The organism is Actinopolymorpha sp. NPDC004070 (genome assembly GCF_040610475.1).
Taxonomy (GTDB): Bacteria; Actinomycetota; Actinomycetes; order Propionibacteriales; family Actinopolymorphaceae; genus Actinopolymorpha.
On sequence record NZ_JBEXMJ010000012.1, the window covers coordinates 157170 to 172822 of the forward strand.

The following is a 15653-nucleotide window of genomic DNA, read 5'->3' on the forward strand; positions in this document are numbered from 1 at the left end:
GGCCGCCCCTCGTCCCTGCTACGAACACCTCGCCCCGGATCCGACAGGCTGCCGGCAAGAATCTCACGGGACGGTCGTTCACGCGGGTCAGGAGGCGAGCTTGCGTGCGATCGCGGGGACCACGATCACCGCCGCGACCAGGTGGGTGAGCATCAACAGCGCCTTGGTGGCCGGCGCAGCGTCGGCGAGCAGGTCGGGGACGAACGAGAGCGCGGTCAGCGCCACGGTCGTACGGAGAAACGCACGGCGGGGATGCCGGGCCCAGCGGGCCAGGGCCACGGCGATGACCAGGCCGATCAACGAGAAGGCGGCCGTCAGTACGCCGAAACCGGTGACCGGGATCGGAGCGCCGGCCATGTCGAGGCTGACGCCCGCGGCGTTGCCGGCGGCGGCGACGGTCATGGTGGCGGCGCTCGCGACCGCCGCGGCGGCGACTCCGGTCATGGTCAGGGTGGCGTAGCGGGGGGTGACGGCCTGCGCGGTGGCGGTGGTCAGGGCGGTGGTCATTTCTGCCTCCCGGTGAGATGTCCGGACGGGCAGGCTGCCCGTCTCTCACTCTGACATCGAACGGGGCGCAAACTCATCGACACTCGGCCCACCTGAATTCTGGAAGTTCTCTCGCGGAGCGATCATCGGCCCGGCGGCACCCTGCGCGGCCACGGTGCCAGAGCGGCCCGGCCGGATCGGCGTGGCCGGTTTTTACCCGCGAGAAATCCGAGCTTTTCACAAATTCGAACGGCCTATCCGATATCGCCTCGGTGGGGGAGGACTTTGCTCCGGAGTAGCGTTGTGGAGGACCTTCCGATCCATTGGAGGGGACGAATTGATGGGGGTTGCCATGACTGACACAGGACCCCGTGACACCGGCGCCGGGGCGCAGGAGAAGCGGGCAGACATACCAGGGCAGGCCCAGCGGGGTGAGGCCACGGCTCCGACCGCGGAAACGCCTACGGGGCGCGTGCCCGCGGAAGCGGAAGAGGCACGAGCGGCGGCCGGCGGTGGGGGGCTCGGCTGGATGATGTATGCGGGCGTGGTGCTCGTCGCGGCAGGTATCTTCGAGGCGATCTGGGGCCTGACCGCCCTTCTCAGGACGACGTACTTCGTGGTTCCGTCCATCGGGCTCGTCGTTTCCTTCAACTACACCGCATGGGGATGGGTCCACATCGGGCTCGCCGTGCTCTTGGTCCTCACCGGACTGGCGGTGCTCGCGGGCCAGAGTTGGGCGCGCTACGCCGGAATCTGCCTGGCCGCCCTGAGCATGATCGCGAACTTCCTGACGCTAGCGGCATTTCCGTTCTGGTCGCTGGTGATGATCGCCGTCGACATTCTCGTCATTTACGGCCTTTCCGTACACGGACAGGAAATGCAGAGACTGCGTACCTGAGTAAGGGGGGTTCAGCATGCACGTCAAGCCACCCGCGGTCGCGGCAGTCGCAGTCGGACTCGGTGTCGCGGGCACCGTCGCCGCCATGCGGCATCGCCGGCACGGGAAGCCGGCCAGAAGGCACCACCGCCACCACCACTGAGCACTACTGAGCACTACGAAGAGCGGTGGCCCCGGTGGCACAGGGGGTGTCAGGACCCGGGTGTCGCCCGGCTCCCGACAGCCCCCGCTTCGGTCTCCGCGGTCCTGCGCGGCTCGGTGTCTCGCGGCTCGGCCTGTCCCGGCTCAGTGCCCTTGGGCGTCCTTGGGCGGGGCGGTGCCGTTGTCGGAGAAGCCGACTGCCCACAGCGACGGTGACTTCGCCCCCATCCCGGCGGCAAGTTGCCGCAGTACGTGCGGATCAGTTCGCGTGAATCAGTGCGTGCGTGTTCAGTTCGTGCTGAAGACCACGTCGACCCAGTAGTTGCTCGACTTGTAGCTGGTGCTGGGGAATCCGCCGGCGCCGTAGCGGTAGACGCCGTTGGAGCCGTCGGTGCCGTTCTTCAGGGCGGTCAGCGGCCCTCGCGTCGTCGCGGACGCGAAGTAGTTGTCGTCGACGGAGTAGTGGCCCGCGGTGGTGAAGTACGAGGCGACGTACGTGGTGTTCGCCGTCACGGCCACCGGGCTGGCAAAGTTGACCTGCTGCCAACCGGAGCTTGACTCTCCGGTGAAGGTCGCCGTCGCGAGCCTGGTGCCGGTGCGGCTCCAGAGCGTTCCGGTGTGGGTGCCGCTGTTTCCCGGGCCCTTGTAGAACCGGACCCCGCGCACGAAACCTGTCTGGCTGGTACGGAACTTCACGCCCAACTCGATCGAGCCGGAGTCGGGGTCGGCCGGCGTTCCGGGCGTCGCGCTGTCTGCCCAGATCGTGCACGGGCAGCCACTGCTCGAGGCCGCTGCCGTGGTGAAGGTCCAGCTGTCCTGGCTCATCGTGTTGCCCGCGACGTCCTTGGCGCCGGACACGGTAGCCGTGTAGGAGGTGCTGTTGCCCAGCGGTGCGCCGGGTGTGAAGGTGGCGGTGCGGGTCGTGGCGTTGTAGGACGTCGTTCCGGCCACGGTGGTGCCGTTCGCCTGGGCGAGGCCGATCCGCGCGGTCGAGTCCTGGACCGGCTCGCTGAAGGTGGCCGTCACAATCGTGCCGGTGGAGACGTTGGACGCACCCGCCGCCGGGGTGCGCGACGTGATCGTCGGCGGCGTGGTGTCCGAGGTCCCGGCACCACCGTCGTCGAAGACCACGTCCACCCAGTAGTTGGTCGAGCGGTATCCCTGGCTCGGGAACCCGCCGGCGCCGTAGCTGTAGAGACCGTTCGGGCCGTCGGCGTTGTCCGCGAGGGCGGTCAGTGGCCCGCGGGAGACAGCAGCGCCGAAGTAGCTGTCGGAGCTTGCGTAGTGGCCGTTCGGCGCGAAGTAGGAGGCCACGTAGGTGGTGTCGGCGGCGACGGTCACCGGGGTCGCGAAGTTGGCCTGCTGCCAACCCGAGGTTGACTCACCGGTGAAGGTAACCGACGCCAGCCTGGTCCCGGCGGAGGTCCACAGTGACCCCACGTGGGTGCCGGTGTTTCCCGAACCCTTGTAGAACCGGATGCCGGTGATCGACCCGGCCTTGGTCGTACGGAACCTGACCCCGAGTTCGACTCCGCCGGTGTCGGAGTCCGACGCCACGGCCGGCACCGCTGAGCTCGGCCAGATGGTGCACGGGCAGGCGCCCGGAGGCGGTGATCCGTCGCCGACGGTCACGGTCCGCGCGGGACCTGGCGTTTCGGTCCGTGCACTGTCGTCGGTCGCCCGGGCCATCACCGCGAGGTTCGTGCTGGTGGCCGGGGTGAAGGTGTACGACCAGGAGCCGCGGCCGGTCGCCGGGTGCCACGACAGGCCGCCGTCGACGGACACCTCGACCCCAGCGACCACGCCCCCTCCGGTGTCGGTGGAGGTACCGCTGATGGTCAGCGGCTGACCGGCCGGAACGGTCGCGCCGGCCGCCGGCGAGCTGATCGTCGTAGTGGGCGGAGTCGTGTCGGTGGACGGGGTGGCCCCGACCAGTCCGGTCTGCAGGGTGGCCGGCTGGGCGCCCATGTCCGCGAAGAGGTTCACGGTCGCCTGCCTGACCGCGGTATCGGACGTGGTGCCCGAGACGTCACTCCAGTGGTTGTCGTCCAGACCCCACGACCACTGGATGCTTCCGGCCCCGAAGACCAGCGCGCCGCTGCGTGCGCGGTACAGCGAGAGATGGTGGGTGGCGGTGCCGGACGCGTACGTCGAGCCGTAGTCCTGCAGGTAGCTGGGGACGTTCTGGGTGTCGGTCGACAGATGAATCAGACCGTCGGGCCGGAAGCCGTTGTCCGGGCTCTCGTCCCACTCGTAGCCGAGAATCCCGTGTCCCAGTGTGGCTGTCGCGGTGGAGGTGAGGCCGGCCACCTTGGTGTTGCGCCAGAAGCGCAGCTTGGCGTCGGCCCCACCGACGTGCATGTCGGTGGCGCAGCAGTTGACCATGAACATCGTGCCGCTGAGGCTGTTCTCCGGCCGGCCGCCGTCGGCAGGTGGGCTGAACCGCGGGTCACGCCAGGTGCCGGTCCACACAGTGGGATCGAGTGGGTCGATCGTCGCGTTGGCGTGGGTCTCCTTGTAGGTGACCAGCGTCCGGTAGTTGTTCTCGTACCGCGTCTTCCAGAAGATCTCGTTGCCGCTGAAGAACGCGAGATTCACCCCGGCGTCGCGGGCCGACTCGACGTTCGTGCGCTGCTGACCCGACCAGTACTCGTCGTGGCCCACCGACAGGAAGGCCTTGTGCTGCTTGAGTAACGAGCCGTAGCGGTCTGTGTCGACGCCGGTCTCGTAGCTTGTGTCGTACCCGTTGGCCTCGAGGAAGCGGACCATCGGGTACTCCGCGCTCCACACGAAGTCGTGGAAGGTGTCACCGCTGTTGGTGTCGAACGGGCGGTTGTAGCTGACCTTGTAGGCGCGACCGGCCGGGCTGCCGGCGTAGAGGCTGTTGCCTCCGTAGTCGTTGTACGCCTGCCAGGTGGTGTCGGAGGTCTGGACGTACAGGTCGGAGCGGCTGGCGTCGTCGCGTACCACGAACACGATGTGCCCGCGGGTCGTACCGGACTTCAGTTCGGCGAAGTAGATGCCGGACACCGCGGTCGACGGTACGGCCCAGGTCGCACTGGTCGACCAGTTGCCGCAGTCGATCAAACCGGTCGTGGTGTCCTTGTCGCAGGCGGGCTGGTCGGTCGGTGCGACGTTCGCGATCGAGGTGACCTTGCGGGCGCCCGCGCCGCCGTAGTAGCCCATCCGGTAGATGCTGAGCGTGTACGTCAGCGTGGTGTCGACCTTGAAGCCGATGGTCGAACCGTGGTTCACGCTGATGTCGGTGGAGAAACCCTGCAGCGCCGGGCTGTCTGGGCTCGACACGTCCCAGTCGGTGGAGCCGGCCTGGGTGTTCTCGCAGGCGACGGGATTGAGCACCGGCGGGTCGCAGGGCGCGGCGACCGCTCGCGGCGTCGACACGAAGAGCAGCGACGCCAGCCCGAGGCACAACGTGAGAAGTAGAGCCACCGCCCGGCGACGGTTGCCACCGAGCCCAGGTGTATGCGGTCGAACGCGCACGACGTCTCCCCCCGAGATGTCGAGATGATCACCGATCCAAGCACGGCGGGACGCAGCCGCGCTGGCAAATGGGAAAGCGTTGATCATCGGGGGACGCTTCGGCTGTCTGCCTCCGAACCCGGGCCGGATGTGCTCTGCGCTTCAGACCTCGACGGTCATGTCGAGTTCGTTTCCGAACTCGGGGTTGCCGCCCCGCACGAGCAGGTAGCTGTGGCGCAGGCCGGCGCGGTAGACGACCATCGGGCCGTACGGGTGCACGTCGTCGCGGCTCAGCCGCTTGTGCTGCGGCACGCGCGTGTTGAGCTCTCGAAGAGCCGCCAGGATCTCCTCCTCGTCCAGGTCCGCGCGTTCGGCATGCGCGTCGAAGTAGGCCGCCTCCGCCCGACCCACCTCGACGGTGGAGTCGAACACGGTGATCGCGACCGACGCCCGCTTGGCGATGTTGCGAGAGTGCCGGCTGTCGGGCGACGACACCCAGACCACCTGGTCTGCGTCGAGGGGTGCGAAGAAGACGGGGGAGACCCACGGGTTTCCGTCCTCGTCGGCCGTGCCGAGGACGAGGTAGCGGTTCGCCGCGAGGATGCGGTCGACGTCGGAGCGATCGATCATGTCGGCTGCCTACCGCGGCCTAACGTCCAGCCAGCTTGGCTACGACCGGAGCGAGCGTGTCGGCGAAGTCGGCGCCGAAGACGAAGTACGAGAAGCCGAACTCCTCCCGTCGACGCTGGATCTCCTCGGCGGCCGCCGAGGGATCGGCCGGAAGCGCGGCCAGGGAGTCCGCCGCGTGAAGCGCGGCAGTGTCGGTGTCGGGAGGCGCCATGAACGGTGCGACGCTGTCGCCGATCACCGCCACGTGCTGTGAGAGTTCGACGTCTCGACCGGGGCGGAATTCGCGTACCACTCGCTGAATTTCGGACCGAGCATCTCCTGGCATCAGCGCGAAGGTGACCGTGTCCGCGAGATCGGCCGCCAGCGCCAGGGCCTTCGGACCCCGTACTGCCATCACCACCGGTGTGTGGAGGTCGGGGCCGTCGAGATCTCGCAGCGCCGTCACGGTGTCACGCACCTGGGCCAGCCGCTCGCCCGGCGGCACGACGGGCAGTTGGAGGTCTTCGATGCCAGGCCTGCCGATACCGATGCCCATCTCGAAGCGACCCTCGGTGAGCACCGACAGCGAGTGCGCTTCCCACGCGGTGCTCCAGGACTGGCGCAGCGCTGAGGCGTACACCCAGGTGCCCACCCGCAGGTCGGCAAGGCAGGCGGCGACGGCCAGGGTGGGACCAGGCGCCGGCTGCCATCGTGGGACGTCGGGCATCAGCAGTGTGGAGTAGCCGAGGTCGGCGATGCGGCGCACCCGGTCTCGCCACGTCGGCAGGTCGGATCTGAGCGGGGCGACCGCCCCGAACCGGAACGGTCTGGTGCCGGCGCTTGCCGTCGAATCGGTCATCGTTCCTGTCCTTGTTGGAGATAGTCAGTGGTACGCCAGTCAGACGGGCACCGCCGTCGAAACTCATCGGCGGCGTCGTCAGAGAAAACGGCCCCTGGCGGTCGGCTACCGCAGCCAGGTCACCTTGGCGAGGTCGGTGGTGAGCTCGACGTCGCGCCACGCCCTCATGTCGTGGCTGCCCGGGCTGACTCGGGAGATGACGACGGGGGTCTGGTCGAGGTGCCGGTGCAGGTGCGTCGCGTCGTCCTGCGCGGGGCAGAACTCGTCCTTGATGTTCGATTTCTGTACGCAGACGATGACGACGGGAAGCCCGCCCTCGTGAGGGCCGTCCGTGGGGAAGAAGTAGACCGACCAGGACGCGGCCGGCGCGATCGTCACGTCCGGAGACCCCGAGCCGTCGAAGGACCCCGAGTCGAACGAACCTGGGTCGTCGAACGACCCCGAGGTGGCTCCGTCGCTGCTGGTCTCGGGTTCGTAATCGCGGGCGAAGTCGTACCCGGGCGGAAGGATCGTGGGCAGGACCGGCCGGATGCCCTCGACCTGCCTGAGCTGTTCCTCGACAGCCCTGCGCTCGTGCAGGTCGGGTGGTGAGTCCTGGGGATTCGGCGCACTCACGATGCTGCTGACGCCGACGATCAGAGCGACCACACCGAAGATCACCCATGGCGGTATCAGTCGAGGCGAGTCCACAGCCGGATCCTGTCAGCCTTCCGCCCGTCCGGCCAGAGGTAGCCCGTGGGCTCCCCTCCCATGTGGCGGAGAGAGTGTGGCACAGATGATCACTGATCCGCGACGGCCCCGACGTCCGGAAACGTGTTTCGACTTTTCTCACCTGTTGGCTACCCAGACAGCCGGGTGGCGATCTAGGTTCTGAGGACTCGAGAAGACCTGACGATTGTGAGGTGCTCATGTCGCTACGTCATGCGCTGGCAGCGTTGGCCGTGCTGCCGGTTGTCGCCGTACCGGTGACCGCACAGGCCGCCTCCGCGACGGGACCGGAGGTGTTGCCGCAGAAGACCCAATTCGACCTGCAGGCGCACCGCGGCGGTATCGGGATGACCACCGAGGAGTCGCTGCAGGGGTTCGCCAAGGCTCTGCGGCTGGGGGTCACCACCTTGGAACTGGACGCGCACGTCACCAAGGACGAGAAGGTCGTCGTCAACCACGACCGGCAGATCAGTGCCCAGAAGTGCCGCGACACCGAGCCTGTCACGCCGGGCGATCCGATGTATCCGTACGTCGGCAAGTACATCAAGGACCTGACGCTCGCTCAGATCAAGACGATGGACTGCGGATACCAGCAGCTGCCCGGGTTCCCTGAGCAGGAGGTGATCCACGGCTTCCGGATGGTCGAGCTCAAGGACGTGCTGAATCTCGTCAGGAGCTACAACGCCAACCAGGTGAAGCTGAACATCGAGACAAAGGTGGAGGCGGGCGCGCCGGAGCAGACCGCGCCACGCGGGTTGTTCGTTCGCCGGGTGTACGAGGAAATCCACGCCTCCGGAATCGAGGACCAGGTGACCATCCAGTCGTTCGACTGGGGCGCACTGATGGAGATGCATCGGCTCGCGCCGACGTATCCTCTGGTGGCGTTGACGAACTACGACTTCCTCCAGGTGGGCCAGCCCGGCGCCTCGCCGTGGCTCGGCGGGATCGACGTCGACGACTACGACGGAGACTTCGTGAAGGCCGCCGACGCTGTCCCTGGCGTCACGGCGCTCTCTCCGGTGTACGGGTTCCCGCAGAACGGAACGATCAGCGACCCCGCGTTCCGCTTCTACGTCAGTGACGACATGGTGTCCGAGGCACACGCGCGTGGCCTGAAGGTCGTCCCGTGGACCTGCGACGACCCCGCCACCGTCGAGGCCCTCATGGACATGGGCATCGACGGCATCATCACCAACTACCCGAACCACGTCCGACAGATCATGGCCGACCGCGGCATGCGACTGCCCAAGGCCTACCAACCCCGCTGAGCCGTGGGTCACAGCCCGGGCGGCGGGCGGTGCTCTCCCGGAGGGGGGCCTGCCTCTGGCCCGGGCCTCTCTCCGGGGGGAGGCGTTCGTTCGTAGCCCGATTCATCGGAACGCCTGACGGACTCGCGACGGCTCCTCTCCGCCCGCTCCTCCTGACTCCGGCGGTAGGCGTCCTCCAACATCCGTTGTGCGATGGGACGGCCACCGAGACCGAAGGCCAGGGCGAGGCCGAGGGCGAGTGCTCCCATGGTCGCCGCGAACGCGATCTGCACGATCTGCTCGGCGATCCTCAGTTGCTGAAGGATCATGAAGCCCGCGATGACCATGATCAGTGCGGGAAGGACGGTCCCGGCGACCTTTCCGGTCGGGCTGTCGCCCATGGCCCGGTTGACCGCGGCGCCAACGAGGCCGGCGAGGATCGCCGCGACCACGAAGATGATGATCGCCGCGACGATGTTCGGCAGGTACGCGATGACCCGGTACATGAACGCCGTGAGCGCCGCGATGTGGAGTACGCCCACCGCCACGAAGACGAAGATCAGGAAGACGATCCAGAAGACAATTCGGGCGATCAGATGCGCCGGACTGTCGCCGGCCACGGCGGACAGGTACCTGTGCGCATGGGAGTCGTGCAGGCGTCGATCGATTCCCACCTTCTCGAGGATCTTGCGTACGGCGGCCGCAACCAGTCTGGCCACGATGTAGCCGATGACGAGAAGGATCAGGAATCCGACGAGGTTGGGGAGAAATCCGATCACCCGGTCCAGAGCCGGGCGTAAACCTTCAGCCACGTACATGACAAACCCCCAAGCCGACGATGATGGGCCAACCGGCGTCGTGTCAGTTGCCGGCCGATGGACCGGAACCCAATTCGGAGGATCGCCGGCCTGACGCTCGGCCCGTTTGCAACATTTGCCCGACGAAATTGCGTAGCCAAGGGGCGGACGTCCTCGCCGGGAACGTCGTGGGTCACCGCGTCGGGTCCAGTGGGCAGGACGCGTGCGGCAGGTGAGCCCTTGACCCGGGGCGGAGGTGGGGCTACCTTGCCCTTTAAACCACTAGGTTGAAAGGAGCGGCGGTGCCGGCCGACACGCTGTCCAGGGTCTTCACGGCCCTGGCCGACCCGACCCGCCGCGACATGGTGGCCCGGCTCGCCGTAGGCGACGCCACCGTGAACCAGCTCGCCGAGCCGTACCAGATCAGCGTGCAGGCCGTGTACAAACATCTGCGCGTGCTGGAGCAGGCGGGCATGGTGCGCAGGTTGCGCGGCCCGCAGCCGCGGCCGGTGCACCTGGAGACCGAGGCGCTCGACCTGTTGGACGAATGGGTCGAGCGATACCGCCGGATGGCCGAGCAACGCTATCAGCGCCTGGACCGCGTGCTGGCCGAACTGACCGAGGCCGACGAACCCGAGGAGCACCAGGCATGACCAGCATCGAGGCGGACCGCACGGTCCCCGTCATCCGGACAACGCGCGAGTTCCGGGCCACCCCTGCGCAACTGTTCCGGGCACACACCGACGCCGAGCTGTTCAGGCGGTGGATCGGTCCGGACACCATGAGCACCCGGATCGACTCGTGGGACGCGCGGACCGGCGGCAGTTATCGGTACGTCTCCATTGCCGCCGACGGTGCGGAGTACGGATTCCGTGGCTGCTTCCACGACGTACGCCCCGACCGGATCGTGCAGACCTTCACCTACGAGGGCGAGCCCGACGGGGTGGTCCTGCAGACCCTGTGGTTCGACGACCTCGGCAACGGCCGAAGCGGGCTGCGCACCCAGTCGCTGGTGGAGAGTTTCGAGGTACGCGACGCCTGGCTGAAGAGCGACATGGAGACCGGCGTGGAAGACGGCTACGCCAAACTCGAGAGGATGCTGTCCGATGGCACTGTCTGACCTGTCCCCGGCCGAACGGCACCGCCAGGTCGCCGGCGCATTCACCGATCGCGTCCGTGGTGCGAAGGACTGGGACGTCCCGGCGCCGGTCGACGGCTGGAACGCGCGGGACGTCGTACGTCACCTGGTCGAGTGGCTCCCACCGTTTCTTTCCGGCGGCACCGGCGTCGAGTTGCCCACGGGTCTCAGTGTTGACGAGGACCCGGTCGCGGCGTGGGAGGCACAGTGCGCCGCGGTGCAAGCGCTGCTTGACGACCCGGAGACCCCGCAACGAATGCTTGCCAACCCGCACATCGGGGAAGTACCCCTGGATCGCGCGATCGACCAGTTCTACACCTCCGACGTGTTCATGCACACCTGGGACCTCGCCCGCGCCACCGGACAGGACGACCGGCTCGAGCCCGAGTTCTGCGCGGCTCTGCTGAGCGGCATGGAGCCGATCGAGGACCTGCTGCGTTCCTCGGGCCAGTACGGCCCGGCCGTACCCGTTCCCGACGACGCGGACGCGCAGACCAGGATGCTCGGCTACATCGGACGCGACCCGTTCTGGACGACGCCGCGCTGACGGAGGGCTGTGGTGACGTGCGCGTAGTGCCACCTGGGTCTTCCAGTCCGCGGGGATGCAACGCCTCGTCACCGCGCTTCTTCCCCCAGCGGCGGAGACCACATCGGTTCAGTTGCACGCGGATCACGACGAGTGGTTTCGGCGTTTTGAGGCAGATCCGGATCGGCCGAGCGTGAACGACTTCTACCGAAGCCGATACGAGGGCGCCCAGGAAACTCCGGCCGACCACGGGGTGAAGACCGATGGGCTGACCCCGATGGAGGTCGCGCACGAGGTGGCCGCCGTCATCAACCTGGCGTGAGGTGGCCGGCCTCCACCCGGAGCACGCGCAGAAGCCCGGCGGCGTGGGCGTTCGCCGAGGGGCGAAGGCTCGGCTTGACGCATGCCGATATGGGCATATGATTGCGGCCATGGCACGAGCAGCGACGACGTCGGACGTCTTCAACGCGATCGCGGAGCCTCAGCGCCGGCAGATGCTGGTGCTGCTGCGGGCTGGTGAGCGGCCGGTGACCGACCTGGCCCAGGAGCTGGGCATGAGTCAGCCGCGGGCGTCCAAGCACCTGCGGGTGCTCCGCGAGGTCGGGCTGGTGCGTGATCGCAAGGCGGGCAAGCAGCGTCTGTACGGCCTCGACGCCCGCGGGCTGCGGCCAGTCCACGAGTGGGCCGGCGGGTTCGAGCGGTTCTGGAACGAGAGCTTCGACCGGCTCGACGCGTACGTGCAGGACCTGAAACAGGCACGGCAGGAGGAGTAGCTGATGAGCGCGACAGGACGAGGAGAGCCGGCGCGGTCCGCGACGGCCGACCGGGAGATCGTCATCTCCCGGGTCGTCGCCGCCCCACGGGAGTTGGTGTTCGAAGCGTTCACCGAGGTCCGGCATCTGTCGCGGTGGTGGGGGCCGGACGGGTTCAGCACGACCACGCAGTCGTTCGAGTTCCGCGTCGGCGGGGAGTGGGACTTCGTGATGCACGGGCCGGACGGTACGGACTACAGGGAGTGGATCTCCTGGACCGAGATTGCCCCGCCGGAGCGGATCGCCTTGCTGCACGGGGAGTCTCGCGGCGACCCGAACGCCTTCGAGTCGGTGCTGACGTTCGAGCCCGACGGTGCGGCCACCCGGCTCGAGATGCGCACGGTGTTCCCCACCAGGGAACTCCGCGAGGAAGCGGTGGAGAAGTACCACGCGATCGAGGGCGGCCGGCAGACCCTGAGCAACCTGGCTGCGTACGTCACCGAGATTGCCCGGAAGGGGGCGGAGGGCTGATGGCCGGCAAGGTGTTCTTCAGCGTGTCGATGTCGCTGGACGGCTTCATCGCGCCCGAGACCTCCGAGGAGCTGATGGGGCGGCAGTGGATGGAGCTGCAGCGGTGGGTGTTCCCGCTCCGGTTCTTCCGGGAGAACCTCAAGCTCGGCAACGGCGGGGAGGAAGGGCGCGACAACGACATCGCGCGGGAGACGTACGAACGCACCGGCGTGAGCGTCATGGGCAAGCGCATGTTCGACGCCGGTGAGCAGATGTGGCCGGAGGACGCGCCGTTCCACACGCCGGTCTTCGTCGTCACACACGAGAAGCGTGATACGTGGGAACGACCCGGAGGAACGACCTTCCATTTCGTCAACGACGGCATCGAATCCGCGCTCGACCAGGCTCGGGTGGCGGCCGGTGACCGGGACGTCCGCATCGCCGGCGGCGGCGAAACCATCCTGGAGTTCGTGAACGCCGGCCTGGTCGACGAGTTCTCGATCGCGCTCTCACCCGTATTGTTCGGCTCCGGGATCCGTTTGTTCGAAGGCGTGGATGCCGGCCGCATCGCCCTGAAGCAGGTCGGCGCGGAGCACTCCCCGAGGGTGACGCACCTGACCTACGCCGTCCGGGAACGGTAGGCGCGTAGGCGCACCGCGGAGGGCGCGAGCGGTATCCGCCCGCGCCCGCGCAGTATTTCGACGCTCAGCCGCCCACCGCGTCGTGTGGGAAAGCTTCCGCGGCCAACGTCCGTCCAGGGCGCATCCGGGGCGCCGTCGGCATCACGATCGTGCGGCGGGCCGGAGTCAGGCGGGCCATCAACTCCTCCGACGGCAGGTAGTTCATGCGGGACGCGAGCAGGTGGGGTGCGTACCGGTAGATCAGAACTCGTCGTTCGCCCGGATTCGTACGCGGCATCGAACCGTGGCAGATCCCGTCGGTGAACATCAGTGCGTCACCGGCGCGCAGGTGCACCTCCCGCATGCCGATTGCCTGGTCCGCGCTGTGCCCGGCGTTCCAGTTGCTGTGCGGGTGCACGCTGTGCGCCTTGTGACTGCCCGGGACAATTGTCGTCGCGCCGTCGCCCTCACCGATGTCGGTCAGCGCCATCAGGATGTTGATCTGGCCGACGGCCCAGTTGCCGTTGTGCCAGCGGAAAAGCCCCGTGAACCGTACGTTGTCGCCGCCGGAGTGCATCGGGATGTAGCCGCCGCTGCGCCGGACGTTCAGGAAGCACTCGTCGATCCGCAACTTCTGGTGCGCGCCGGAGATGATGTAACGGCGCACCTCGTCGATCCATGACGGGTGGTCGATCAGCTCCTCGAAGGCCGGGCCTCCTTCGATGATGTTCTGGAAGTTGACGCCATCCTCGGCGCCGTACGTGTGCACCTCGACGTCGCCGATCCACTCCCCCGGACGCAGCGCGTTGAGATCTTGACTGTCCACCCAGGTGTTGATCGCTCGCAGTTGGTCTCCGCTGAGCGCACCGCGGAGGATGCGGTAACCGTTGACGTCGAAGAGGTAGTCGCGTTCCTGCCGGGTGAGGTCTTCGCCGCTGGGTGAGACGACGTCGGCGTCAGCCACTGTGGACATCTGGTAACCCCCAGGAAATGGAGCCGTTCTGCCTTCTGCTCCAGACTGGCATGTTCCGGAGCATCTCCGCAGTACCGCTCGTGCCGCCTGGTTGATTCTGGTCAGGTGATCTCACTGGGCCGGTTCGTGGTCGTTGCGAGCTGTCAGCTGATCGTGGAGAGGGAGCCTCCACCGTCGCCGCGGCCTGCATTGCCTACCGACTGAGTACAGCGCCGTAATGTCCACCGGGAAGCGCCCCGTCGGACTCCGTGTAGACAGACTGAGGCTGGGTCGTCCTTGGGAACCTTCCCTTCAGGACGACACCGGCGTCCACGGCGGTGGCGACGTCGCTGCCGGGTATGCCGAGCAGAAGCACGTCCGCATTCTCGAAGGAATCGGTGTGCGTCCTGCCCACGGCGGCCCCGAGGTGGTCGCCGGGACGGGCGTTCGCCCCCAGGCTGAACCCATCTCCTGGCAGGCAGGAAAGAGGGTCGCGATCATGGCCGAAGTAGGAGACGGCTGCGCCGGCGTCCTTGACGGTGCCGACGTCTTCACCAGGTACGCCGATGACGACCTGAGCCTCGTTGCAGTCCCCGTCGGGATAGTCGAGTTGCCCCCCGCGCACGCTGGCACCGAAGTGGTCGCCGGCCTCGGGCCGGCCGGGGATGGTGACGCCGCTGTCCTTACCCTGACGAAGGACGGAGAGGGACGTGGCCCTGGTGGCGCCGATACGCAGGCCTTGCACCATGCCGGCGTCGCGGACGGCGCCCAGGTCCTCGCCGGGGACACCCACCCATCCAACGTCACGAAAAGCGTCGACGGCGGCGCCGAACCGGTCGCCGGCCTCGACCGCTCCGGGTATTCCTTGCGTGTTCTGGGTGACGGCGTAGGGCCCAGGACCAGCCGGAGGGGCACCCGGGGTCGGCAGCACCGTCACCATGCCGGCGTCCTTGTGGGGGCCGATGTCCTCGCTCGGCTGGCCTACGAGTACCCCACCGCCGCTGACGTCGTACCAGCGAAGTGCGGCAAGCTCTTCACCGAACCGGTCCCCTGGTTCCGGCCGACCGGGCACCCCGGGAGTGTCTTGGGTGTACAGCCGTGGCGCACTCGCCACCCGGTCGACGACCTCGGTGTAGGCCACCGCCCCCGCGTCAGCCTGGCCGGACACGTCACGGCCCGGCGCGCCGATCCAGATCCGCCCGGAGACGCGTTGAGTCGTGGGCGAACGGACCGATTCGACGGCGAGAGCGTCCCCGAACTCGTCGCCGGGCCTGGCCTGCAGTGGGATCCGCAGCGATGCTCCAGTCCCGAGGCCAGCCCGGGTTCCGAAGATGACGTAGAGGGCGCCCCCGCCGTCGACACCCGGAGCACCGACGACCAGATCAGAGCAGTTGTCGCCATCAATGTCGGCAATGGCGACGGCGGCACCGAACCGGTCACCGATCTGCTGCTCATCACCCAACGACGCTCGCAGGATCACCCGACCACCGCGTGGTTTCTCCGCGTTGACTTCCCCCAGTGGAACCTCGTTGTGGACCTCGACACGTCCCAAAGTGCCGGACTGGCCGTTCGGTAGGGGAGCCGTGGGAAGTCCCACCGCGAACCCTGTGAGGTCGGTGGGGTCGCAGGGAGACTCGGCGGCCACAGCCGACGACGTAGTTGCCCCGCTCACAGTGGCACACAGGAACGCCCCTACCAGCAGGGGACGTACAAATCTGGCAATACGGATCATGATGACCGCGCATTCCGAATCAGAACAGCCAGCGCGATGACGACGGCAGACCTGGAGTGGCCCAAAACTAGACGTACACCCAGGGCCCGTCAAGAAGTAGCAGCGACGGTGTCCGGCCTGCGAACCGCTGAGCACCCCCGACCTCGCCGCCCTGCGCGGTGCGGGGCTGGTGACGACTCGCCGGACGGGCCGTGCGGC

At 67.7% G+C, this 15653-nt stretch carries 17 protein-coding genes; 9 read left to right on the top strand and 8 right to left on the bottom strand.

Features of this window, described 5'->3' with window-relative positions:
• Nucleotides 1-87: 87 nt before the first annotated feature.
• Nucleotides 88-507, bottom strand: a complete 420-nt coding sequence (locus ABZV93_RS22180) for a DUF6069 family protein (protein WP_354939170.1) — start codon at nucleotides 505-507, stop codon at nucleotides 88-90.
• Nucleotides 508-838: 331 nt separating this feature from the next.
• Here ABZV93_RS22180 and ABZV93_RS22185 point away from each other — a divergent pair, with 331 nt between their 5' ends.
• A complete protein-coding gene (locus tag ABZV93_RS22185) occupies nucleotides 839-1384 on the top strand; it encodes a hypothetical protein (RefSeq protein WP_354939172.1) in 546 nt (181 codons plus the stop codon).
• Between the two features lie 429 nt (nucleotides 1385-1813).
• Here ABZV93_RS22185 and ABZV93_RS22190 read toward each other — a convergent pair whose 3' ends face one another.
• The 4 genes from ABZV93_RS22190 to ABZV93_RS22205 all read right to left on the bottom strand — a co-directional run bounded on the left by ABZV93_RS22190 (nucleotide 1814) and on the right by ABZV93_RS22205 (nucleotide 7163).
• A complete protein-coding gene (locus ABZV93_RS22190; protein ID WP_354939174.1) occupies nucleotides 1814-4975 on the bottom strand; it encodes a DUF4082 domain-containing protein in 3162 nt (1053 codons plus the stop codon).
• A gap of 192 nt (nucleotides 4976-5167) precedes the next feature.
• The gene (locus ABZV93_RS22195; protein ID WP_354939176.1) at nucleotides 5168-5635 is read right to left on the bottom strand and encodes a pyridoxamine 5'-phosphate oxidase family protein; all 468 of its coding nucleotides are present in this window, start codon (nucleotides 5633-5635) and stop codon (nucleotides 5168-5170) included.
• A gap of 19 nt (nucleotides 5636-5654) precedes the next feature.
• Complete coding sequence (locus ABZV93_RS22200; protein WP_354939178.1) at nucleotides 5655-6473, bottom strand: LLM class flavin-dependent oxidoreductase; 819 nt, start codon at nucleotides 6471-6473, stop codon at nucleotides 5655-5657.
• Between the two features lie 105 nt (nucleotides 6474-6578).
• Nucleotides 6579-7163, bottom strand: a complete 585-nt coding sequence (locus ABZV93_RS22205; RefSeq protein ID WP_354939180.1) for a hypothetical protein — start codon at nucleotides 7161-7163, stop codon at nucleotides 6579-6581.
• A 218-nt stretch (nucleotides 7164-7381) separates the two neighbouring features.
• Between ABZV93_RS22205 and ABZV93_RS22210 the strand changes: the two genes are divergently transcribed.
• Entirely contained in the window at nucleotides 7382-8449 is a 1068-nt protein-coding gene (locus tag ABZV93_RS22210; RefSeq protein WP_354939182.1) for a glycerophosphodiester phosphodiesterase family protein, read from the top strand.
• A gap of 8 nt (nucleotides 8450-8457) precedes the next feature.
• On the opposite strand, the gene ABZV93_RS22215 is transcribed toward ABZV93_RS22210, so the two are convergent.
• Nucleotides 8458-9207 carry a hypothetical protein gene (locus ABZV93_RS22215; RefSeq protein WP_354939184.1) on the bottom strand — a complete coding sequence of 250 codons (750 nt, stop codon included), beginning with the start codon at nucleotides 9205-9207 and terminating at the stop codon, nucleotides 8458-8460.
• Nucleotides 9208-9527: 320 nt separating this feature from the next.
• Here ABZV93_RS22215 and ABZV93_RS22220 point away from each other — a divergent pair, with 320 nt between their 5' ends.
• The 7 genes from ABZV93_RS22220 (at nucleotide 9528) to ABZV93_RS22250 (ending at nucleotide 12792) form a co-directional block, all read left to right on the top strand.
• On the top strand, nucleotides 9528-9878 hold the full coding sequence (locus ABZV93_RS22220; protein ID WP_354939186.1) for a metalloregulator ArsR/SmtB family transcription factor: 351 nt from the start codon (nucleotides 9528-9530) through the stop codon (nucleotides 9876-9878).
• Nucleotides 9875-10345 carry an SRPBCC family protein gene (locus ABZV93_RS22225; RefSeq protein ID WP_354939188.1) on the top strand — a complete coding sequence of 157 codons (471 nt, stop codon included), beginning with the start codon at nucleotides 9875-9877 and terminating at the stop codon, nucleotides 10343-10345. The genes ABZV93_RS22220 and ABZV93_RS22225 overlap by 4 nt, the downstream gene beginning before the upstream one ends.
• The gene (locus ABZV93_RS22230) at nucleotides 10332-10910 is read left to right on the top strand and encodes a TIGR03086 family metal-binding protein (RefSeq protein WP_354939190.1); all 579 of its coding nucleotides are present in this window, start codon (nucleotides 10332-10334) and stop codon (nucleotides 10908-10910) included. Before ABZV93_RS22225 ends, ABZV93_RS22230 begins: the two co-directional genes overlap by 14 nt.
• Nucleotides 10911-10965: 55 nt before the next feature.
• Nucleotides 10966-11211: a hypothetical protein gene (locus tag ABZV93_RS22235; RefSeq protein ID WP_354939192.1), complete on the top strand. Its 246-nt coding sequence runs from the start codon at nucleotides 10966-10968 to the stop codon at nucleotides 11209-11211.
• Nucleotides 11212-11320: 109 nt separating this feature from the next.
• Nucleotides 11321-11662, top strand: coding sequence for a metalloregulator ArsR/SmtB family transcription factor (locus ABZV93_RS22240; RefSeq protein ID WP_354939194.1), 342 nt, complete (start codon nucleotides 11321-11323; stop codon nucleotides 11660-11662).
• 3 nt (nucleotides 11663-11665) lie between these two features.
• Nucleotides 11666-12172, top strand: a complete 507-nt coding sequence (locus ABZV93_RS22245) for an SRPBCC family protein (protein ID WP_354939196.1) — start codon at nucleotides 11666-11668, stop codon at nucleotides 12170-12172.
• The gene (locus ABZV93_RS22250; protein ID WP_354939198.1) at nucleotides 12172-12792 is read left to right on the top strand and encodes a dihydrofolate reductase family protein; all 621 of its coding nucleotides are present in this window, start codon (nucleotides 12172-12174) and stop codon (nucleotides 12790-12792) included. Before ABZV93_RS22245 ends, ABZV93_RS22250 begins: the two co-directional genes overlap by 1 nt.
• A 64-nt stretch (nucleotides 12793-12856) precedes the next feature.
• Here the strand turns inward: ABZV93_RS22250 and ABZV93_RS22255 are convergent, their stop codons facing one another.
• The gene (locus ABZV93_RS22255) at nucleotides 12857-13744 is read right to left on the bottom strand and encodes a phytanoyl-CoA dioxygenase family protein (RefSeq protein ID WP_354939200.1); all 888 of its coding nucleotides are present in this window, start codon (nucleotides 13742-13744) and stop codon (nucleotides 12857-12859) included.
• Nucleotides 13745-13937: 193 nt separating this feature from the next.
• Entirely contained in the window at nucleotides 13938-15590 is a 1653-nt protein-coding gene (locus tag ABZV93_RS22260; protein WP_354939202.1) for an integrin alpha, read from the bottom strand.
• Between the last annotated feature and the right edge of the window lie 63 nt (nucleotides 15591-15653).

Excerpts from the sequence above, each read along its gene's own strand:
- ABZV93_RS22180 (WP_354939170.1), bottom strand. The coding sequence starts at position 507 with ATGACCACCGCCCTGACCACCGCCACCGCGCAGGCCGTCACCCCCCGC.
- ABZV93_RS22185 (WP_354939172.1), top strand. The coding sequence starts at position 839 with ATGACTGACACAGGACCCCGTGACACCGGCGCCGGGGCGCAGGAGAAG.
- ABZV93_RS22195 (WP_354939176.1), bottom strand. The coding sequence starts at position 5,635 with ATGATCGATCGCTCCGACGTCGACCGCATCCTCGCGGCGAACCGCTAC.
- ABZV93_RS22200 (WP_354939178.1), bottom strand. The coding sequence starts at position 6,473 with ATGACCGATTCGACGGCAAGCGCCGGCACCAGACCGTTCCGGTTCGGG.
- ABZV93_RS22210 (WP_354939182.1), top strand. The coding sequence starts at position 7,382 with ATGTCGCTACGTCATGCGCTGGCAGCGTTGGCCGTGCTGCCGGTTGTC.
- ABZV93_RS22225 (WP_354939188.1), top strand. The coding sequence starts at position 9,875 with ATGACCAGCATCGAGGCGGACCGCACGGTCCCCGTCATCCGGACAACG.
- ABZV93_RS22230 (WP_354939190.1), top strand. The coding sequence starts at position 10,332 with ATGGCACTGTCTGACCTGTCCCCGGCCGAACGGCACCGCCAGGTCGCC.
- ABZV93_RS22235 (WP_354939192.1), top strand. The coding sequence starts at position 10,966 with ATGCAACGCCTCGTCACCGCGCTTCTTCCCCCAGCGGCGGAGACCACA.
- ABZV93_RS22240 (WP_354939194.1), top strand. The coding sequence starts at position 11,321 with ATGGCACGAGCAGCGACGACGTCGGACGTCTTCAACGCGATCGCGGAG.
- ABZV93_RS22245 (WP_354939196.1), top strand. The coding sequence starts at position 11,666 with ATGAGCGCGACAGGACGAGGAGAGCCGGCGCGGTCCGCGACGGCCGAC.
- ABZV93_RS22250 (WP_354939198.1), top strand. The coding sequence starts at position 12,172 with ATGGCCGGCAAGGTGTTCTTCAGCGTGTCGATGTCGCTGGACGGCTTC.
- ABZV93_RS22255 (WP_354939200.1), bottom strand. The coding sequence starts at position 13,744 with ATGTCCACAGTGGCTGACGCCGACGTCGTCTCACCCAGCGGCGAAGAC.